The 18,134-nt window shown below is 45.4% G+C and carries 25 protein-coding genes; all 25 read right to left on the reverse strand.

Translation table 11 applies throughout. The features are described 5' to 3' along the window. Positions 1 to 565: hypothetical protein (locus BQ7364_RS00090; protein WP_200798741.1), on the reverse strand; the 565-nt coding region annotated here is incomplete at its 3' end. 9 nt (positions 566 to 574) lie between these two features. Then, complete coding sequence (locus BQ7364_RS00095) at positions 575 to 946, reverse strand: hypothetical protein (protein ID WP_072682803.1); 372 nt, start codon at positions 944 to 946, stop codon at positions 575 to 577. A gap of 10 nt (positions 947 to 956) precedes the next feature. After that, positions 957 to 3,503 carry a hypothetical protein gene (locus BQ7364_RS00100; protein ID WP_072682804.1) on the reverse strand — a complete coding sequence of 849 codons (2,547 nt, stop codon included), beginning with the start codon at positions 3,501 to 3,503 and terminating at the stop codon, positions 957 to 959. Between the two features lie 40 nt (positions 3,504 to 3,543). Then, positions 3,544 to 3,819, reverse strand: a complete 276-nt coding sequence (locus tag BQ7364_RS00105; RefSeq protein WP_234973125.1) for a hypothetical protein — start codon at positions 3,817 to 3,819, stop codon at positions 3,544 to 3,546. 53 nt (positions 3,820 to 3,872) lie between these two features. After that, on the reverse strand, positions 3,873 to 4,220 hold the full coding sequence (locus tag BQ7364_RS00110; RefSeq protein WP_072682806.1) for a hypothetical protein: 348 nt from the start codon (positions 4,218 to 4,220) through the stop codon (positions 3,873 to 3,875). Between the two features lie 12 nt (positions 4,221 to 4,232). Further along, positions 4,233 to 4,688 (reverse strand): phage tail tube protein, encoded by a 456-nt coding sequence (locus BQ7364_RS00115; RefSeq protein WP_072682807.1) that lies wholly within the window; start codon positions 4,686 to 4,688, stop codon positions 4,233 to 4,235. A gap of 2 nt (positions 4,689 to 4,690) precedes the next feature. After that, a complete protein-coding gene (locus BQ7364_RS00120; RefSeq protein WP_083538297.1) occupies positions 4,691 to 5,089 on the reverse strand; it encodes a phage tail terminator protein in 399 nt (132 codons plus the stop codon). Next, entirely contained in the window at positions 5,086 to 5,499 is a 414-nt protein-coding gene (locus BQ7364_RS00125) for a minor capsid protein (RefSeq protein WP_234973126.1), read from the reverse strand. The genes BQ7364_RS00120 and BQ7364_RS00125 overlap by 4 nt, the downstream gene beginning before the upstream one ends. Further along, positions 5,496 to 5,843: a hypothetical protein gene (locus BQ7364_RS00130; RefSeq protein WP_072682808.1), complete on the reverse strand. Its 348-nt coding sequence runs from the start codon at positions 5,841 to 5,843 to the stop codon at positions 5,496 to 5,498. Before BQ7364_RS00130 ends, BQ7364_RS00125 begins: the two co-directional genes overlap by 4 nt. Next, complete coding sequence (locus BQ7364_RS00135; RefSeq protein WP_072682809.1) at positions 5,828 to 6,190, reverse strand: head-tail connector protein; 363 nt, start codon at positions 6,188 to 6,190, stop codon at positions 5,828 to 5,830. Before BQ7364_RS00135 ends, BQ7364_RS00130 begins: the two co-directional genes overlap by 16 nt. A gap of 19 nt (positions 6,191 to 6,209) precedes the next feature. Next, positions 6,210 to 6,467: a hypothetical protein gene (locus BQ7364_RS00140; RefSeq protein ID WP_072682810.1), complete on the reverse strand. Its 258-nt coding sequence runs from the start codon at positions 6,465 to 6,467 to the stop codon at positions 6,210 to 6,212. A 14-nt stretch (positions 6,468 to 6,481) separates the two neighbouring features. Next, the gene (locus BQ7364_RS00145; RefSeq protein WP_072682811.1) at positions 6,482 to 7,375 is read right to left on the reverse strand and encodes a capsid protein; all 894 of its coding nucleotides are present in this window, start codon (positions 7,373 to 7,375) and stop codon (positions 6,482 to 6,484) included. 17 nt (positions 7,376 to 7,392) lie between these two features. After that, positions 7,393 to 8,103: a hypothetical protein gene (locus BQ7364_RS00150; RefSeq protein ID WP_072682812.1), complete on the reverse strand. Its 711-nt coding sequence runs from the start codon at positions 8,101 to 8,103 to the stop codon at positions 7,393 to 7,395. 250 nt (positions 8,104 to 8,353) lie between these two features. Next, positions 8,354 to 9,547, reverse strand: coding sequence for a phage minor capsid protein (locus BQ7364_RS00155; RefSeq protein ID WP_072682813.1), 1,194 nt, complete (start codon positions 9,545 to 9,547; stop codon positions 8,354 to 8,356). After that, positions 9,534 to 11,063: a hypothetical protein gene (locus BQ7364_RS00160; RefSeq protein ID WP_072682814.1), complete on the reverse strand. Its 1,530-nt coding sequence runs from the start codon at positions 11,061 to 11,063 to the stop codon at positions 9,534 to 9,536. Before BQ7364_RS00160 ends, BQ7364_RS00155 begins: the two co-directional genes overlap by 14 nt. A 4-nt stretch (positions 11,064 to 11,067) precedes the next feature. After that, positions 11,068 to 12,462, reverse strand: a complete 1,395-nt coding sequence (locus tag BQ7364_RS18245) for a terminase (protein ID WP_234973127.1) — start codon at positions 12,460 to 12,462, stop codon at positions 11,068 to 11,070. Then, positions 12,453 to 12,941 (reverse strand): hypothetical protein, encoded by a 489-nt coding sequence (locus BQ7364_RS00170; RefSeq protein ID WP_072682815.1) that lies wholly within the window; start codon positions 12,939 to 12,941, stop codon positions 12,453 to 12,455. Before BQ7364_RS00170 ends, BQ7364_RS18245 begins: the two co-directional genes overlap by 10 nt. Positions 12,942 to 12,973: 32 nt before the next feature. Beyond that, positions 12,974 to 13,738 (reverse strand): hypothetical protein, encoded by a 765-nt coding sequence (locus BQ7364_RS00175; RefSeq protein ID WP_072682816.1) that lies wholly within the window; start codon positions 13,736 to 13,738, stop codon positions 12,974 to 12,976. Then, entirely contained in the window at positions 13,725 to 14,840 is a 1,116-nt protein-coding gene (locus tag BQ7364_RS00180; protein ID WP_072682817.1) for a DUF4417 domain-containing protein, read from the reverse strand. The genes BQ7364_RS00175 and BQ7364_RS00180 overlap by 14 nt, the downstream gene beginning before the upstream one ends. Positions 14,841 to 15,255: 415 nt before the next feature. Further along, positions 15,256 to 15,417 (reverse strand): hypothetical protein, encoded by a 162-nt coding sequence (locus BQ7364_RS17855; RefSeq protein ID WP_159432730.1) that lies wholly within the window; start codon positions 15,415 to 15,417, stop codon positions 15,256 to 15,258. 5 nt (positions 15,418 to 15,422) lie between these two features. Continuing rightward, the gene (locus BQ7364_RS00185) at positions 15,423 to 15,794 is read right to left on the reverse strand and encodes a DUF6883 domain-containing protein (protein WP_072682818.1); all 372 of its coding nucleotides are present in this window, start codon (positions 15,792 to 15,794) and stop codon (positions 15,423 to 15,425) included. A gap of 94 nt (positions 15,795 to 15,888) precedes the next feature. Next, positions 15,889 to 16,317, reverse strand: a complete 429-nt coding sequence (locus BQ7364_RS00190; RefSeq protein ID WP_072682819.1) for a sigma-70 RNA polymerase sigma factor region 4 domain-containing protein — start codon at positions 16,315 to 16,317, stop codon at positions 15,889 to 15,891. Between the two features lie 411 nt (positions 16,318 to 16,728). Beyond that, the gene (locus tag BQ7364_RS00195; RefSeq protein WP_072682820.1) at positions 16,729 to 17,061 is read right to left on the reverse strand and encodes a hypothetical protein; all 333 of its coding nucleotides are present in this window, start codon (positions 17,059 to 17,061) and stop codon (positions 16,729 to 16,731) included. Next, entirely contained in the window at positions 17,058 to 17,417 is a 360-nt protein-coding gene (locus BQ7364_RS00200) for a hypothetical protein (RefSeq protein ID WP_072682821.1), read from the reverse strand. The genes BQ7364_RS00195 and BQ7364_RS00200 overlap by 4 nt, the downstream gene beginning before the upstream one ends. Then, positions 17,414 to 18,133 (reverse strand): pentapeptide repeat-containing protein, encoded by a 720-nt coding sequence (locus BQ7364_RS17475; protein WP_083538322.1) that lies wholly within the window; start codon positions 18,131 to 18,133, stop codon positions 17,414 to 17,416. Before BQ7364_RS17475 ends, BQ7364_RS00200 begins: the two co-directional genes overlap by 4 nt. Position 18,134: the final 1 nt, after the last annotated feature.

The raw sequence follows: 18,134 nt of genomic DNA on the forward strand, positions 1-18,134 counted from the left end.
ACTCCTGCTTGGCCGGAGCCTCGCCGTAATTCAACGACCCGACAGTCATCGTGTTAAATTGATCCACGGTAATGTTGGCGCTGTTAAACGACTCAACGGTCCATGCCGGATAAAGCAGCTTGTGCTCCGCCAGCAGCTCGCCCCCGCGGTACCACCGGCAGATCGACTCTACCGGCTTGCTGTAGTCATCATAGTAACAGGTGATGCCAGCCGAGCTGTGCCGCTTATCAAACTGCACCGTGATGATTTGTGGTCTGACAAACTCACAGCTGTCATCTGACAACTCTGACCACCAGCCTACTCTCTCCCGGGTGTAGTCATCCGGCATCAGCGTCATGGATCCGTCAAGCAGAAATTGATCGTACTCGCAAGTCGCAAAGCGTTTAGGGATATCACGGTAGCCGTCATACACCTCACTGAGATGAGCCAGGCGCCACTGGCTTGCAGTCACCTCTGTGATATCACCCTTGGCGGTGTTGTCAAACACATCAATGTCAATCTCGGCCTCGGTATTTCGCCATTTGAAAATTGAGTTTTCGTAAAACGTTTGTGTAGTCTTTGCCATGTACTCACCCTACCTTTCGATCGCCGAGAAAGAAAAGTTTTTCCAGGCACGGCCCTGGCTGTCCTCATAGGCAAGACTTGCGGAAAGTTTTGAGCTGTACGCCTCCATCGTAACCGGATCGCCAGCTGGATCGTAAAACTGGACATAAAAAAAAGGCGGAAGTCCCTTAGCCCATTTTACGAATCGTCTAAACTCAGGTGTCTCAATAGCGATCGCCCACTTGATCGTGATCTTGTTTTTTTTGCCAATCACCTCGCGGAGCATTAAGCCTGAATCATTACGTCCGGATGTTTTATCCACATCGTTAAGCTCCCATGACAACTCGGTGGGGGACGGAAAATCCCGAACCGTTGGATCGTCATCTGTCCAATATTTGAGCATCCTATCCCTCCTACCTGTTTATGCCATTAAACGCAAAATCACCACGGCGACCCTTTGTGCGATCCCAAGCCTCGCCGATGATCCCGACGATCTCATCCATCAAATAGACATCGCCGCTCTTATCCAGAAGCTGACGCAAAAGATCAATGATCAGATCAAGCTGCACTGAGGTCATGCTGTTACCCTGGGGCAGCCGGGCTGCGACACGGTCCGCGAGCTGATCAATCCACCCGGTGTTGTTTTCCAGCGGCATGACTGCTTCTTTGCCGGATTCGCCCACCATCGCCAATGTAGGCTGATCGATGAGACCACCTTGCGCAAGGTATGGAATTTGAGGTATTGTTACAAGCTGAACGCTGCCACCATCATAAATTTTTTGTCCCATCAAATAAAGTGGATCCCAACTAAACTTAAGTTTTTCGTTTAACCATCCTATAAAGCGATTAACGTGTTCAATCGCCCAGTTTATACCTCGTTTAAAGCCATCACCGATATTGTGGGCTAGCTCTCCGAAGAAATCTCCAATTTTCTTTACAGTTGTGTCAAAGAATGTTTTCACTTCGGTAAATTTCACCTGAATACTATCACATAACGATTTAAATTTACCTGAAACCCAAGTTACAAGCGTGCTCCATAAATTCGTTAAACCGGTTCGGATACCCTCGACTAAGTTTGTTGCTAATGTTCCTCCAATTTCCAGGAACATCGTGAATAAAACATCTAGCGAAACAAGGAAAAGTTCTGCCATCAGTGAAACTAAGGACACAAAAATACCTAGCCAGTCAATAGACATCAAGCCTTGAGCAAATGACTCTCCCACAGCTCTGTAATCTGTTTCCCTTAATTTCTGCGTCCACGAATCCATTAGATTGATTGCAAGTACACTCAATCCCTCACCCAATACACCCAAATCAGCGTTTATAAACGCATTTGCAATCATCTGCATAAATCCGCCTAAGAAACTTCCGATTGTGTCGCCAAGCATTCCCCAATCAAATGTTTCAAACAAACCTGCCAGTCCATCTCCAATAAATACACCTAAGCTATCCCAGTTTATCCCAGTTACCAGACCATGTAAGAGACTTAACGCTGTATTTAAAGCTTCAGCAATATTTTTACCGATTTTTTTTCCTAGACCTGGGAACTCTACAAATCCGTTTATCAACTGAGCTAAATTAGAACCGACCTTAGCAGCCTTCGCCTTAATTGGAGCCCAATTTATTTTATCTAATGCTTCACTTAGCTTTTCACCGAACAAAGCGCCAATCCCATACCAATCGCCAGCATCAATTAAATCTTTCAGTTTCTGTGCAAAATCAGAAATCCCTGAAGTATTGATTTCAGGCATGGTGATTTCGGGTAGCGCCGCACCATCGTCCTCTTTTTGTCCGATAATATTGAGCTCGTCAAACGATGCAAGTTGAAGACTTGCTTTTTTTGCAGCCCCGCCCACTCCAGACAGTGCCTGCTTTTGAGCATTAAGCTGCTTTGTAGTAGCCACGCTCGCAGAAAGTGAGCTGCCAAACAGTGTGGAAGTAAATGCAGCAAAATAGGCAGTAATCTTAGAAAGTCCCGCCATCAGTGCATTAACTGCCGGTAGAATTGCCTGAAAAATAGGAGTGAAAGCGACAGAAAGATTGGACTTAACCTGCTTTAACGATCGGTTGAATTGATCGTTAGTCTGTAAGCTTTGGCTTAGCGATGTAAACATTGACTTAATGCCTTTTGTAATCGCAGGCATAAGCAGTCTAAATACAACCAAAGTACCTAACAAGCGTTTAAAAGAAAACCGCGAAGTGCTGGCATGTTTACCGCTGTTTTTGAGATGAAGATTGAATTTCGGCAAATTTTTAACCAATCCGCCAATCACTGACCCAAATTTTCCTAAACTTGAAAATAAGCTTTTAAAGGAAAAACCAGATGATTTACTTTGGGATCCTAGAGAAGATAACTTGTTTCGTAACGAGTCCGCCTTAATCTCAAGATCAACCATTTGCGCGCCGATTTGTTTTAAATTAGATTCAAATCCATCTGCTGCAATTGGATCTGTCTTAATTGCTTTTTGCATCGCGTCCTCAAGTTCATTTGATTTATTTCTCAACTTTTCCATCTGTGCTTCTATTTGAGTTAATTGATTGTTGATTAGTTCTTTCTGCTGTTCAATATTAAAATCAATTTTTATCTTTGGGAAGGATATGACTGAAGGCGGCGCTCGTGGCATGGCTGATCCCGGTGTCGTTTGAGATGGTTGTGTAGTGTCCTCGGGTGCCGGCATGTTTGGCATCTTAACGTTATTGATCTGTTTAAGATAATCTTCCAGCTCCTTTTTGCTTGCTGCCATCATATTACGGACCTCATCCGTAATCGCCTGCAAGCTATCGGTCATGGATTTAGCCATATCCTCAAAAAGCTTTTTGATCGGCTCTTGCATTGTTTGTGACAGCTGCTTTTGAAGATTTTGTGTCAGCTCCATCATCTGTTCTTTGAGGTTTCCACCCATCTCGATATCAAGGGATATTTTACCGATTGACGTACCACCCGAAGCGGATTCTGCCATATTCTCACCTCACTTTCTAAATGTGAAAAAGGCGTTCAGATCATCCGAACGCCTGTGCCAATATTTGTTCTAATTTTTTAACTTCTGCTTCTTTTTCTTCTTCTGACATTTCTTTAACTGGATTTATCTTCATTCGCCATTCGCTGCGGATCCGTTTTTGCTCAGTCGTAAACAGCTTAAGCATATCTTTGTTGTCCTCTGATCTGATCCTGACTATCTGCCCAAGTGGTGTTTCTGGCATTATGCCAGAAAGTAAGGTGCAGAATTCCTGCCAGTCCATCGAATCATCGTACAAGTTTTTATTCGGATACTGCATAGCGAAACTGGATTCTATTAAATCCCAGTCTTCATAAATGTCATACCACTGATTTACTTTTTTTTAGCCTTACCCTCAAGCTTGTCAACATCCTCTAAAGATTGCCCACCAATACAAGCAAAGATGACAAAGACCAGATCCTGCAAAGCCTCAAAAGATAAATCCATACTGTTGATGTAATCAGCAGCACTCTGACCCAACGATAAAATCAAAATTTGATCAATAGCTCTCATCTGCTCCTTTGCAGGTGCATCATCAGCCATCTTTTCCTGCAGCGCCATGATCTCCAAAACATTCGTTTTTGAGGTGTTTACAGTAAAGCAATGGTCAGCATCGATTGTGATAATCGGCCGCTCATTCTTTGCTTTTAGGCGCTCAATAATATCATATTTTCTTGCCATTTTATTTCCTCCTTATGCCGTCGGTGTCGCTGCCGGCGTCCATGTAGGCTTACCATCACCCTGAGCGGTGAACTCCAACGGCGCCACATTAGTGCTGTCACCACCAGCAACATTGGTAACGTTTAGAACGCAAGCAAAACTCAGCTTACCACCGTCTGGAAATTCGATCGCCATTTTTGTAGAGCAGCTGAGACCATCTTTCCATGCGGTCTCTGCCACATAATCATTACCAGGGTCACCGACATGCCGTTTTCCACTAAACTCAATGCTGAATGCTTTGCCGGTCATTAAAGAACGAGCCCATCCCGCTGATCCGAACGGCGTCCAATTTTCCACATTGCCATCAATGGATATTCCCATTGTTTCGAGATCCGCAATATCAACATCAGGTTCGGTTGTTCCGCCATCTGTCGAAATTTTAATTTTCATGTTATAGACTGGAAAAACACCTTTAAATTTCTCTGCCATGTTCATTCTCCTTTTCTTTCGTAGGTCATATAAACCTCAATTACATACTCATTAACCCCTGAATCATCCTGCCCCAATGAGATTGGTTCATCATTGCGCATGTCAAACTTAACTACTCTGCGGCCTGCGATCACAGGATTTTGTCCATAAAACTTGGAATACAATTCTTGAGCCGCTCGCTCAGAATCATCTGGATTTTTTGTCCAATGCAAGACGATGGATAAACCTTTAACTGCAGTAGAAGTTTGACCAACACCACCTAAGGCAAGCCGGCCGCGACTTGTCGCTAGATTCCGTATACAAACCGTTTTGTTGTTAGATTTATCGTAGGAAGCCAGGATCCAATGATCAGCCTGAAATTGTGGTTTTAGCCAGTCTTTAATCTCTTTGAGCGTCATCATTTCACTAATCCTCCTGCGGTCTCTTTAAAAAATCGGCTGTAATTATCCTTGATCAGCCGCAAACCTTCTCCATCGAGATAATAATCCATCCAATGATCTTGTGCATTAGGATTATGTGCTGTCTGAAAATGAGCAACATTCCCTTTTTCATTCGGCGCATTGAAGTACCATCGCCGCGCATAAGGTGTGTTAAAGATTACACTACCAACAAGTCCCGCAGCATCTTCTTTTACAAGTCCCCAGCCACTGCTTTGCATGGTACCAGTATCAAAAGGGACAACTTGTCTTACGGTGATGTCGCTCAAAATCCAGTCCACAGTTTTTTCAAAAGCCGTAGTTTTTGCACGATCAAGTTTATCGATAATACCTGGATAAATCTCAACTTTAACGTTTGCCTTAATCCCATTCATCGCAGATCAATCTCCGTACTAAATACAACACCCATCGCCGTTGGTTTACTCACTCGGTAGATTGTGCGCTGCTCATCCCCTATTTTGACATATCCCTGGATTGCCGCAAGGCTTCCAATCGTTTGAACATCACCCTGAATGATAATTGTACCCGACAGTACCGTAAGCTTGCTATCTGCATTAAAAGTGTGCCGGGATGACTGATCGAATACAGCCATTCCAGAATACACTTCAACTTCCTGCGGACCCTGATCTTCGGTATCAATTTCTTGCACCACACTTATTTGTGTAGTCGCTTCGTAAGTCGGAAAAGGAAGCGGCGACTTGATTACAGCACCAGGCATGTCAATCCCGTCCTATCTAACAGCGCGATCACTGAATCATCCGTATGAACGCCAGAAACGACTTTGCCATTAAACGTCATGGACGTTTTACCGATACTATACGACTGCACCGGCGAATTAAAAAACGACCCGTAGGTTGTCACATAATCAGCCTGCAAGCATGTCGCCTTTCTGATCAGCTCCTGCTGACTGAGTTGCAGACCATCGAAGCCCGTCCGGTGAATTCGTCCGAACGTCAAAGCATCAATATCATCGCTGGCATTGCACAGCGCCTTGTCAATCAGTTCTTCATTTATTGCACCTGAGCCATAGGCTTTATAGTCTTCCGGCGTTGCATAAGCTTTCATTGTCACCGCTCCTTTCTGCTTATTCCTTTGCTGGCCGATCCTGCTGATCAGCTTTTTTGTCAGCCTTTTTCAGCTTCTTTTCCAGCTCTGCGACCTTTGCTTTTTCAGCTTCCAGCTCTACTTTCACTTTTTCCAATTCAGCGTAGGGAACTGTTTTACTCGGCGCTGGGATACGTTTACCATCTTTGATGATATCGTACCCAGCCTTTAAAAACTCCTGCTCCTGGGCTTCGTTGATTGTTTCTTCACGGTTACCTTTGATTGCGTAAATCTTCATGTCTTTCTCCTTTCTTATGCTTCGGATTCAGCGTTAATAAATACGCCCTGCTTGCGATTCGGAATCAAGAACAGATCGCCGTACTTGCGGTTCTGGTACAGATATCCATCGCCCTGGGTATGCGTACCTTCCGGCCACAATTTGATGTACTGGTGCTTGTCACAAGCCAAAATCGAACGCGGGTGGAACAGGATCATGTTGATCTGCTTAGCGGAAGCACCCGGCTTACATCCATCCGAGAAGTCATAGACAGTCTTCATGCGGCTTGACAGAATCGGCTTAATTTTCAGGCCATCAAGATTGACGATCTTTCTACGAATGCTCCCGCTGTTCTGAGTCAAGCTCAGATACCGCTGAATTTCTTTTGCCTCATTGATCATTTTTTCAACCACTGGCGTCACATACAACAAACGACCTTCCATCGGGACTTCTTCTTCCGTCATCTTCATCATGGCATTGTCAATGATGGACAATACGTTTTCACTGGTCAGAACCGTGGTGTCCGGCGTTTCACCTGCCGTCTTATATTCGGCATACAGCTTCGAATTCCGATAACAGTCAGTTTCTGGGATTGCCTGCTGGGTCTCGAATTCGTTGGTTACATTGGCTGCGGCAAGGGCAAGGTTCGACTCATCAACATCCATCTGATCGACAAAGAATTCAACATCACGATCAAACTTCAAAACGAAAGTCTGAAAATCGTTCTTTACAGCCTGCCGGTTGAATCCACCATTACGGCTGTGATCTTTGTATCCGGCCATTTCAATAAACGGAATTTTGATTGTATTCGCGTTGATGAATCTAACTCTCTGCGTAGTCATCTCGGCCGTCATCAGCTCACGAGCGTATTTCTGCATGAGCTCACTCTGGAACTGTGTTACATAGTTAACTGTGTTGTTTGCTGGCATTTATATCCACTCTCCTTTTATTTTGTGTTTCCGAAAATACTTGAAATTTGATTTTTTGTTGCTTCTGCAGCTTCTGTTTCCTCCTGCTGGTGAGCGCCAAAGGAAAAAGTATTGGCAGCTGCAGCTTGATCTTCCGATGGTTTAAGCTCCGGCCAGTCGGCAAGCAATGTTTTAACAGCCTCCTTGGCTTTTGCCTCGCTGTACTCGCCGTTTTCCATGACTTCCTCTGGGTCGATCAGTCGCGCCGCGCGAGCAATCTTTGTCGGATCCACACCGGCAATCGCTAACTCGGATTTAATCTCTGCTCTGGCCAATTTGGTTACGAGCATGCCGGTTGCTGGATCTCGCTGCGCTTGTACCGCTGGATGCCCTGGATCCACAGCTGGAGTTTCTGTTTCTCCATCTGTTCCTGCCGCAGCTTCGGCTTCTGTAGCTGCAGGTTCCTCAGTTTCTGCAGTGACTCCGCCCTTTTGATACTTCTTCCGGGCTTTCGCCATCATTGCGTCTACTTCGGCTTGTGTGTATGTTTTTCCACTCTGCGCTTTGTCATCGCTGGCAGATTCAGCGCCCTCCTGTTTCTGTTCAGTTTTTCCCTGTTCAGCGGCCTTAGGATCAGCCTTTTCTGGTTTGTCTTTTTTATCTTCCTCTTTCGGCTTCTCGTTGCCAAAAGCGGAGGCAATTCCTTCTTTTTCTGTTTTTGTTTCTGTCGGTTTCTTTTCGTCTTCCATTTTGTTTCCTCCCTCGGCTTCAGGTGCCGATAACCTCACAGCGCTTTATTTAATGTCCACTGCGCCGGAACGGACCGTGACTTACAGATGACTTCCGAAGTTCGGAAGCTTGCGTTTTGGCGGGTCTTTCATATGCACGATCTCCCTTTCCTTTTTTCCACAAAAAAAGCAGGTCTTTTCAATTACCTGCTTCCAACATTGATTCTTAAAATGCCATTCCTGGCTGACAATTTGCTCATTCCATACATGTTTACACATGCTCTTTTTCCCTCCAACGATTCCGCTTAAGTTCAGGGTTTTGTTTTAGATGATCACGAAGTAGTGCCTGGCAATGTCTCAATTTCTTTTTTGCCTCCTCTTGATTTTTCGGATCAATTACAGTTGCAACATCTCTTTTCGCTTGCCGAATACTTCTTTCCAACATTCTCATCTGCTGTTCAGCTTTGTAAAGCCTCGCTGATTCCTCAGGTGATGCCACAATCGGTTCCCGATCACCGGGATAATAGGTATAAAGCGTATGTCGGCAATTCGGATGAAATAACCCGGCTTTGATAGCCTCAGAAACACACTTATACTTACCATCGTTTGTCTGAATGAAATCCTCTGACGGGTGACTGAATACGTCATCAATCAGAATCTCACCTTGCCACGGCTGGCAAAGTGAACAGGTTGCGGTATGACTGGAAACACGGACAAGCCAGAGTTGGTGTTTATCCCGGAAGGCTCCCTCACCAAGCATGCGGGCACGCTGTGACGCTGTCCGAATTGCCATCTCAACATAGCTTACGATATCAAACCGAGCACCATTTTTGTACTGAATGCACTTAATACCCTGAGCTAGCAACTCCTTGGATGCCTCATCCACAGCCTGCTGCAGTGTTAAGGCTCCGGAAGACATTTTATAAGTCGCCTTGAAAACTGTCTGCCGATAGATGTCGTCCATCTTCCGATATACCGCTTTATTCGCTTCGTTGAGGTCTTCTTTTACCGCCTCTGTTAATGCGTCTAGCTTTCGCGGATTCGCTTTAAAGAAATCCTGTTCAGGATTCGCAGACTTCCCTACTGGCGCGGTGTTCTTTCCATCCTCAGGCAAAGATACCCCAACGGTCTTTTCGGCACCCTGACGCTCTGCGGCACGCTCAACTGTCGAATATCCAGAATCATATGAGCCATTAAGAACCTCGTCAACTTTGCGCTGTGTTTCCGTCGAAATCTCTCCGATGATCTCGCGACACTCACGCCGAAACTGTTCTATATTGCGCAGTGTAGCCTTTTGCCATTGTTCCCACGCAAAGCCCAGCCGTTCTTCTTCCTTCATATGACGCTTAAGATTCCGACGCATGGAGTTGATCAAGTAAAGCTCCATCTCCTCATAAATCTGTCGTAAATCATAAGGATTAGGCGGCTCTGACGGATCTCGGCGCTTATCTTTATCCGTTGCCATTGGTCATCTGCTCGATTGGCGGCATGGTCTGCGTAATCGGTGGAAGATCGAACTCGTTTACCGCTGCCGGTTGCTGCATTGGGATCAGCCCGTCTCTTTCATTCAGCCGGCGGATTTCCTCTTTCTTTTCTTCCTCATCCAGGCTGTCCCCGTACATTTCTTCGATGATCCGCTCGTTGCTCATGACGCCGTATTGCTTCGCCTTACCGACGGTCTCAACCACAGATTCAAACGACGGGTTCGCATACTCGCCAAAACTGCAGGTGATTTCGTATTCCTGGTACGGCTTTCCTGCCGCCGTGTCCATGATCTTAAGTGCTGTTGAGATAATATCCGGAATGACCTTTTCCGCCAGCTTTACGATCTTGTTTCTGGTGTACAGCGTGGCCTTTTCTTTTTCCCGCTGTGCTTCCGCATTGTCCATCTTCTTCACGTCAATGCCGAGTGTAGCAGGGCTGACAAGTCCCTGAAGGCACAGATCTAGCGCGGCCATGTATGCCGCCATCAATCCCTCGCCGTCCACCTGCCCTTGCTTTACATCAATGGTATTGTTTGCCGTTTCGGCACCGGATCCCGTGATCTTGATAAAGCGACTGTCAAACGTGTTGGGTTTAAGCAGATCGCCACGCTTGGGATCTCGGGGAATCATCTTGTCTGGGATAAATGTCTTTGTCCGGTTATCTCGCAGCGCCTCAATCCATTGGCTGAAAGCCTCATCAAAACTGTCAAAAGCGTCCTCTTTTCCATCAAACAGCGACTTTCCACGGCCTTTATATTTTGGCGATGATCCGAAAATCACCGGAACCGCCATCATATACGCCTGCGATTTACTGATTGGTTTAAGGTGTGCGAATTCGGGATAATCAAGCAGGTTTTCCTTTTCCCAAGTTGGGCTGTAAAGCTCGTAATCTATCCCATGTTCATCATAGATTTCATGCAATTCAAAACGACCTTCACTGAATTCATACGGATTCTTAAAAATGATCTTTTTGATTTTCCCATGCACAAAAACAAATTTGACCTGATCCGCCGGATAAAACTCTGGAATTGGATAAGGACTTTCTTCTGGATGGAAAGAAAACTTGATTGCTCCATCGCCTAAATAGAGCGCTTGCTTAAAGATATCTTTCCAGAAATCGTCAGGGAGTTCTTTCTCCATTTCCTCCCAACGCTGCTTTCCTTTGGTGTTGTCAAAATCCAGCTCATTCATATCGTCTAAAACGATACCTGTCAAAACATCGACAATTAAAGCCGGTAATCCTGTATGAATTTTTCTGAAATCAACGCCATTAGTTGCCGTCGCTGCCCAAAACTTTGTGTTGCCCATCATATCATCAATGGTCGTGTAAAACTGATGCAGCTCCGACGGATCTCCACGATACCAGATCTGGTTTTTGAATACATTGGCATCAAAGTCCATCGGCTCAATAATCCGCACCGTCAACGGATTCATACCTTTGTCAATTTCCAGCCAGTTCCGCAGCTTTACCTTGACGCTTTGGCTAAATTTTCCCATCTTATCATCCCTTTCCATCCGGTATACCGATCATGTGCTTGTACGGCATCCAACTGTACTGATCAGCGTTGATCGTATGATCGTTGGCATCCTCTGGCAGTTTTTTGTCATCCTGCCAGCTGTATGCGTTGTACTCATGGATGCTGTTGGTGCATTCATCCACGATGAAGTAATATCCCTGCGCCATCCAGCCGATCTGCAAATAGATTCTGTCCAAGATCGGCAGACGCTTCCAGCTTGGATAAAAGAAATACAGACTTCCGATCTGCCTGTTATACTTCTCACACTCTGTAAGCGTCGCCTGGTCGGCTGAGTCTATGTAAACATCACGGGCGAAAGCATCGCCGCCATCTACCCAGCGTTTCCGGTTGCGCTCCAAGAAGTCAACCAGCAGCGGTGGAATGTCCGAAGGTGCCAGAGCGTTCTGTCCTCTCGCTACACGGCCCTTGTTGTTATAGACTTCTTCGGCCAGCGCAACAAAGACCCGCTCCGTTGTGATCCCGCCAAACTTGAAAGAAATAGTGTCGTCACTCTTACGTGAGTAAGATGTATCCACTGCAGCGCAAAATTGTACATACTGCTTTTCTTTCGCTTCTTGCGGGGTGATAATGTGTCTTTTCTCAAGGTTAAAGACAAGCCCCGTTGCTCGACCACGCAAGCCTAGAATCTTGTTTTTATACATCTTGGTGCCAGGCGCAACCGCGCTTTTTTTGATCTCTATTTCCTCAGCGGTAAGTGCTGCATTGTCGTTAAAGTTAAAGTACCAATGCACCCATCCTTTTACCGGCGGCTCGTTAAGCTCTGCAAGAAGTTCCGCCGGGTAGTCATCAACGTACCTTTTTAGCGGTCGGCTGCGGTTGAGAAACTCGGAATACACTGGCAGGTTAGGATCATCTGGATTACTTGTCGTCATCATGTATTTGCAGCGATGCGTGATCTCCCGCAAAAATTCCATATCTGCGATATTGACCTCATCAATGTACACACAGCCAACCTGGCCGCCCAGAACCTTTTTCCATCGCGTCTTGTTGTCATATCCGCAGACGTAAATGATCTTTACCCCCTGCGGTGTGAGTAGCTCAACATGCGGTAGTCCAACCTTACCATGCCCTTTTGGCCAATAGCTGGCTGTGTATTTAAACTGATCCAGCAGCATTCTTTCACCGTTGATGACGTTCTTTTCCACGGTACCAAGATCCGCGCCGGCGATAATGTGAAATCGCACCGGACTGGCAGCTACCTTACACATAAATTTAAAAATGCCGACCGTCGTCTTGCCGCAGGCAGTGACTCCCTCCAGGTATTCACGGGGCACGTCCACCCGCAAAAAATCCTTGAACTTATCCGAGAGGATCAGCATTGGCTTCTGCACTTCGTTGACTTGATCCGTTACTTGCATATTTCATCATCCTCTGGTGTCATCATTTGTTTCACGATTTCGCTGACCGCTTCCATCTGCTTAACGGTCGGATCATCGGCATCCTGGTGTGCAGCTGCTGCCTTCGCTGCCTTCAATTCCTTTTCCCATATCCGCATTTTCTTCTTTTCGAGTTTAAGCCGTTCGGCATCGGTATCCATCCGATCAACATCGCGGATAAACTCCATCGCTCGAACGTCGCCTTTTAGCGCGCTGCGGAAGGCAGAAGCAAGAACTAAATACTGATTATCAGCATCATCCGGATCAATGCCTAAATCAATAAGCATTTCCTTGCTTTTCTTGCTTTTTACAGGCAGAGAAAGAAGCATCTGCATGGCTTCCCGCATTTGCTTTTTACGCTTGAGTTTTGCATTGGTTGCAGCTGCGCCCTTGCGCTGGATCGCAAGGCGTTCTTCCGGAGTCCGATCGCGTAAATTGATTAAATTCTTCTCATTGGCCATGCCAGTTCCTCCTTTCCCAGAGTTCAGAGTTTTTATTTAGACTTTCTCGCAGTATATGAATAACCGTATTTCTTGGCGTTTTTTCGCAGCCACCAGTCAGCCCCATCATCATAGCTCAAGTGTTTTGGCCATTTCGCGGTGCTAACGCCTTTGATGAACGCTTTTGAATCAAAACCCTTTTTCTTGCTAATTGTGTAAATTTTGCGAGTCCCGATGGCTGCTATCCCCCGCTCATTTCCCGAAGCGATAGAAATCAGGTCTGCTTTGCTGAAATTCCCGCCGCTGGGATGATTGTGTAAGATCATTTGATTCTTTCCACCACTTATTGCAACTGAGGATCTACCGCCCTCGATATGCCGATGAACAAAGCCTTGATCATCAACGGTTATGCCATATTCATGATCTGCACTCGCATATTTTTTCACGAATAAATCCAAGGTTTTATCATAGCTTCTGAACTTCCCGCCGACATTAAATTCAGCTGGGAATTTTGCATTTCTAAAGCCATGATCACGGCCATCTCCGGCTGAGTTAAAACCACCACCGAGGTCATTTTTTCCGTACTTTGCCCCCCGGCCGCCTGCAAACGTCCGATAAAACTCATCTTGCGATGATATGAGAGCGGCAATCGACTTTTTGCCGATCATGATTTTAAGAAAATCATCAAAATTCTCACTGACAATAGATTTACCTGTGTTGAGATTGTAAAGCTCCAGATCATTAAAAACGATCCAGTTATCATCTAGCCGGATCGCATTGTTACCTTTCAGCAAAGCTCTGAATTTAGCTGTCTCCATTTTCCTTCCCCTCCTGTTTCTGATTCTTCATTCTTTCAGTTACCTTATTTTCAAAATAAATGACCTCACATTCTGGCGGATAGTCATATTCGAGCTTCCCGCCGTACACAAGTATGTGAGATGGCTTAACGTGCTCGATCATCGCATCCATTCCCTCTTTCCAGACCTGAAAGCATTCATCATCGCGCTTAACTCCGATCGTGGACACTGCCACGATGCTGCCCGCTGGGATCCCATCAAAGCAAAAAGTAAAGGTTTCCGGTTCTGCCCAACTTATAGTCGGAATAACTTTGATGCCGTTCCGTTGCCAGTATTGCCCAAGAAGCCGCGACCTGTACACATTCCACACCTTCATAGCCATGGGCATGTCTAAATACAGCGAAAAGTCAGGAGATAGCACTACCTCGTAATCAGCGAGCGTTTCTAGATACTTCTCCGGTTGATTCCAAAGCCGCTCAAACTGATAGTCATCCACAAAACAATGCACGCCTACGGCCTTGTTACGGCTGCTCAGCGCGTAATTAAATCCGATCAAATCAGTTGGGATTACACCGTCGTTGTAGATAACCGGCATTTGATAAAAACCATCAGCCTCATCCTCGTCAAATTTATCAAGGTTATAGGTTTCCATCGTCCTTATGCGCTCATTCTCGCGTTCTTCCGGTTGGTCATCATGCCAGCCGATCAAGTCATCAATTTCTTCTGGATCAAAACCCGTCAGCTCCAGATCGAATTCTTCTGATGATAGTTCAGTCATCAGACCGCCGAGTAGCTCCATATCCCACTCACCGCTGATTTTGTTGAGCGCCACATTCAGTGCCTTCTCGTCGTTTTTTCTGATGTCCAGGACAACGGCGCTGATCTCCGTGTAACCCATGTCCTGCATGACCTGCAGACGCTGATGGCCTCCGATTACTGTCATATCCTTGTTGACGATCACCGGGTCACAGTATCCCCAGCGTTCAATGCTGGCTTTGATTTTTTGATACTCGCTATCTTTCGGCGTCAATTTTTTGCGCGGATTGTACTCCGCCGGCCGTAGGACAGAGACATCAAGCAGCTGCGTCTGCAGCTCGGCTGCGCGCGCGTGAAAGCTAGTCATTGCGTTTTCTTTCCTCCGCTGCGTTTGTGTTTAATGCTTTTTAGATACTCCTGATACGGTTCGCAATAAGCACAATCGCGGCATACTGTCGGGCAGTCTTTTGGACAACGCTTGCTGTCATTGCATGGTGATTTAATCATACGAATCACGCTCCTTTTCTTATTTTCTGCCTACATTGATCGCTTAAATATTTGATAATTAATAACTATCAATGCCTAACTCGAAAAACATAAATATTTATTAGTTATTAAATATATAGAGAGAGAAAGAGAAAGAGAAAGAGAAAAAGGTCAGCGGCAAGGCGATAAACCAATCTGACCAGTGTTTGTATTTTGCAACATGTTGTCATATGCTGCCACATTCAGCGAGGGAGGCGCTCGCTAAAAACCATTAAAAAAGCAATCTGATAGATTGCTTATTTTTTTTCTAACTCATTCTCTGAGTATTCCTTTACATCGTTATTATCTAATTCAACCTGATAATAATACGTGTTTTTTACTTTATACATGTCAACAACTATACCTGTTTTCTTAGTGTTTTTAATTATTACTTCCTCTAAGTCTTTAAATTTATTCATCTATCTCACTCCTTTCCTTTTTTCTTTTTAATCCTGTGAGCTGTAATATTTCTAAAATATTGTTCCTCTTTATCTTTACCCCAAACTGTTCTAAACAACTTTTTTTCTGTAACCCCCAATTCCATATCTACTATTGCCTTTGTATATCCTGTTTCTGATCTTTTATACTCAGTCACTTCATTACCCAAAAGACCTTTAAGCATATCTTTTCTTAGCTGTTCCGCATTTTCCATGGTATATCCAACTGCAGCGAATTCTTGATAATGCTTTTGAACTGGATTCAAATAATACTTATATATTTTATCATCATGTATAGTCGCATGAGAAGCTCCTTCAATTTGTTTTTTTATACCTATTTTTGCGCCTCTACCGCCCATCCCGTGCACCTCCATAATAACAAAAAGCGCCCTGGATTACCAGAACGCTTAGACATACCTACTGCATCGTTACGCGCACAGTATATCACAAAAGTCAACCGTACGCGTACGGACTTTTACAAATTTGATCGATGCGATACTGTAAGCCTGTTTTTGACATATTGACCATGGGCGCAGCTGCCTGATAGCTGTATCCATCCTCATACACCAGCCGGATGATCTGCCGATCGTCCTGGCTTAGGCTGCTAAGCCAGGTATCCAGCCCCAGCAGCTGCCGCTCGGCGTACGCCTGATCGATCTCTCGCTCCAATGTTGCCTGCTCAATAGTCATACGCTGCACCGCAGGGTGCTTGGGATCCAAACGGTGGATCCCGCACTCTTTGGCAGCCTGCTCTGGCCAATCCTGATGCCAAGCAATAGCATCCTCGATCTGCTGCAGCCGGCGCTCCAACTGTCGGATCTGGCGGGTGTAGTTGCCGTACACTCGCAGCTTATCCTTGGTCCGTTTGATCCTCTCGTCCACCGCTATCCCTCCTGTCAACACCGATCAACTCTGCCCGATATCGTTTTTTAAATTTGCGTCCTTGCCTGATGCTGTGGTACGCCGCGGTGAGCTGCATCTTAAAAAATTGAGCGATCTCCGGTACCGTACCGACAAATACACAAAGATCGTTGTCTCTGGTGTCGTACAGAGCGTATGTCTTTATAGCTCTCACATCAGCGACTGCCTCTCATTGCCGCTCGCAGCTTACGCCTGAGTCGTGCCAGGTGGCGCTGCATGTCTCTTTTGCGCATCGGCGACATCGTGTTGGCTATTTGTTGTTTGGTGGCCAGGATGGCCGCTTGGATCTCAGTGACGGTCATCATCAATCTCCTCCCATCCTGTCAATCAGCAGCACGAGCACCACAAACACGACGGCGAGTAGTACGGGGATCATTGATTGCCGCTCCAATCCAATGCCTGACCGCAATGCTTACAATACAAGTCCCCATCAAACGGGTGTACTCTTCCTCCGCATTTAGGGCAACGGTATATAATTACTGTTGTTGGACGATCGTCTATAAATTTAGCGGTTGCCGTTTCTTCATTGATCTTCACCGGCGTCGCTCTGTCAATAAGCTCCTGTAGAACGGATTTATTTGCGTTAAGTGTTTCTTTGTCCAAAGGGTAATAATCTCCGCATTCATATTCTTCCAAATCAAAATCTTCGATGTACTCCATCGCATGATCGCATAAGAAATTTAACGCTTCTTGATATTTATTCATTCTTCAACCTGATTTCTGTAAAAACGGTTTTCTTCAAATTCTTCTAATAAATCAATTTTATCATGTGTTACAGTCATAGCTTCATAATTTATCTTTCCGTTTAAATCTTCATAGAAATTCATCAAGCACCAACCATACACTTCACACCAATACCATTCTCCATCTTCAAGCTCTTTAAATTTCAACGGAGGATTGTCAAAGTGTTTATTTATTAGTTTTTCTAGGTTTGATATATGCTTCATAATTCTTGGAGAATGAAAGCTTATATATCTTGGAGTATGTAAAAGAAAACTGTCTTTTAATTCTTTAGTTGCTTTTAAACATTCTTCTTTTGTAAGTTTCTTTTCATCAATCATCGTTCGACCACCTCCAACAGTTCGACTCGTTCACATCTGATTTTCCCATCCGAGTTGTACGGGACACAAACTCCGCAAAGCCATTCCCAGCGAATTAAGACCTTCCAGATCTCGCCTTTGTAGTTGTTTTTAACAAATTCCAGCGGTGCGACGTTTATTCCACATCCGCAAGCATTGCATCTATCAAAGTTCACATTCTCATTAATCACCGATCCGGCAATGATATTCCAACTTCCCGGCGGTTTGCGTTCACCGCCAAACGTTTTATACGCGATATATCCATCTTTTGTTTTTTTAAAGTTTCTTTCCATGAAGTCAACCGCAGCTAATATTCCTTTAGATCCACTCAGGTTAGCGTATCTCAGGTCAGCGTTGCTCAGGTCAGCGCCACTCAGGTCAGCGTTGCTCAGGTTAGCGTATCTCAGGTTAGCGCCACTCAGGTTAGCGCCACTCAGGTCAGCGTTGCTCAGGTCAGCGTTGCTCAGGTCAGCGCCACTCAGGTCAGCGTTGCTCAGGTTAGCGTATCTCAGGTTAGCGCCACTCAGGTCAGCGTTGCTCAGGTCAGCGTTGCTCAGGTCAGCGCCACTCAGGTCAGCGTATCTCAGGTCAGCGTATCTCAGGTTAGCGTATCTCAGGTTAGCGCGTTCTCCGCCTTCTTCATCTAAAAGCCAGTTTTTATGGTTTTCCAATATTCTGTTCAGTTCTTTTTTATTCATC

Origin of the sequence: Holdemania sp. Marseille-P2844 (assembly GCF_900120005.1) — a bacterium.
Lineage (GTDB): Bacteria > Bacillota_I > Bacilli_A > Erysipelotrichales > Erysipelotrichaceae > Holdemania.

What these genes read in the sequence shown, in the direction of transcription:
- BQ7364_RS00095 (WP_072682803.1), bottom strand. Translation starts at nt 946, where the DNA reads ATGCTCAAATATTGGACAGATGACGATCCAACGGTTCGGGATTTTCCG.
- BQ7364_RS00100 (WP_072682804.1), bottom strand. Translation starts at nt 3,503, where the DNA reads ATGGCAGAATCCGCTTCGGGTGGTACGTCAATCGGTAAAATATCCCTT.
- BQ7364_RS00105 (WP_234973125.1), bottom strand. Translation starts at nt 3,819, where the DNA reads ATGCAGTATCCGAATAAAAACTTGTACGATGATTCGATGGACTGGCAG.
- BQ7364_RS00110 (WP_072682806.1), bottom strand. Translation starts at nt 4,220, where the DNA reads ATGGCAAGAAAATATGATATTATTGAGCGCCTAAAAGCAAAGAATGAG.
- BQ7364_RS00115 (WP_072682807.1), bottom strand. Translation starts at nt 4,688, where the DNA reads ATGGCAGAGAAATTTAAAGGTGTTTTTCCAGTCTATAACATGAAAATT.
- BQ7364_RS00120 (WP_083538297.1), bottom strand. Translation starts at nt 5,089, where the DNA reads ATGATGACGCTCAAAGAGATTAAAGACTGGCTAAAACCACAATTTCAG.
- BQ7364_RS00125 (WP_234973126.1), bottom strand. Translation starts at nt 5,499, where the DNA reads ATGAATGGGATTAAGGCAAACGTTAAAGTTGAGATTTATCCAGGTATT.
- BQ7364_RS00130 (WP_072682808.1), bottom strand. Translation starts at nt 5,843, where the DNA reads ATGCCTGGTGCTGTAATCAAGTCGCCGCTTCCTTTTCCGACTTACGAA.
- BQ7364_RS00135 (WP_072682809.1), bottom strand. Translation starts at nt 6,190, where the DNA reads ATGAAAGCTTATGCAACGCCGGAAGACTATAAAGCCTATGGCTCAGGT.
- BQ7364_RS00140 (WP_072682810.1), bottom strand. Translation starts at nt 6,467, where the DNA reads ATGAAGATTTACGCAATCAAAGGTAACCGTGAAGAAACAATCAACGAA.
- BQ7364_RS00145 (WP_072682811.1), bottom strand. Translation starts at nt 7,375, where the DNA reads ATGCCAGCAAACAACACAGTTAACTATGTAACACAGTTCCAGAGTGAG.
- BQ7364_RS00150 (WP_072682812.1), bottom strand. Translation starts at nt 8,103, where the DNA reads ATGGAAGACGAAAAGAAACCGACAGAAACAAAAACAGAAAAAGAAGGA.
- BQ7364_RS00155 (WP_072682813.1), bottom strand. Translation starts at nt 9,547, where the DNA reads ATGGCAACGGATAAAGATAAGCGCCGAGATCCGTCAGAGCCGCCTAAT.
- BQ7364_RS00160 (WP_072682814.1), bottom strand. Translation starts at nt 11,063, where the DNA reads ATGGGAAAATTTAGCCAAAGCGTCAAGGTAAAGCTGCGGAACTGGCTG.
- BQ7364_RS18245 (WP_234973127.1), bottom strand. Translation starts at nt 12,462, where the DNA reads ATGCAAGTAACGGATCAAGTCAACGAAGTGCAGAAGCCAATGCTGATC.
- BQ7364_RS00170 (WP_072682815.1), bottom strand. Translation starts at nt 12,941, where the DNA reads ATGGCCAATGAGAAGAATTTAATCAATTTACGCGATCGGACTCCGGAA.
- BQ7364_RS00175 (WP_072682816.1), bottom strand. Translation starts at nt 13,738, where the DNA reads ATGGAGACAGCTAAATTCAGAGCTTTGCTGAAAGGTAACAATGCGATC.
- BQ7364_RS00180 (WP_072682817.1), bottom strand. Translation starts at nt 14,840, where the DNA reads ATGACTAGCTTTCACGCGCGCGCAGCCGAGCTGCAGACGCAGCTGCTT.
- BQ7364_RS17855 (WP_159432730.1), bottom strand. Translation starts at nt 15,417, where the DNA reads ATGAATAAATTTAAAGACTTAGAGGAAGTAATAATTAAAAACACTAAG.
- BQ7364_RS00185 (WP_072682818.1), bottom strand. Translation starts at nt 15,794, where the DNA reads ATGGGCGGTAGAGGCGCAAAAATAGGTATAAAAAAACAAATTGAAGGA.
- BQ7364_RS00195 (WP_072682820.1), bottom strand. Translation starts at nt 17,061, where the DNA reads ATGAATAAATATCAAGAAGCGTTAAATTTCTTATGCGATCATGCGATG.
- BQ7364_RS00200 (WP_072682821.1), bottom strand. Translation starts at nt 17,417, where the DNA reads ATGATTGATGAAAAGAAACTTACAAAAGAAGAATGTTTAAAAGCAACT.
- BQ7364_RS17475 (WP_083538322.1), bottom strand. Translation starts at nt 18,133, where the DNA reads ATGAATAAAAAAGAACTGAACAGAATATTGGAAAACCATAAAAACTGG.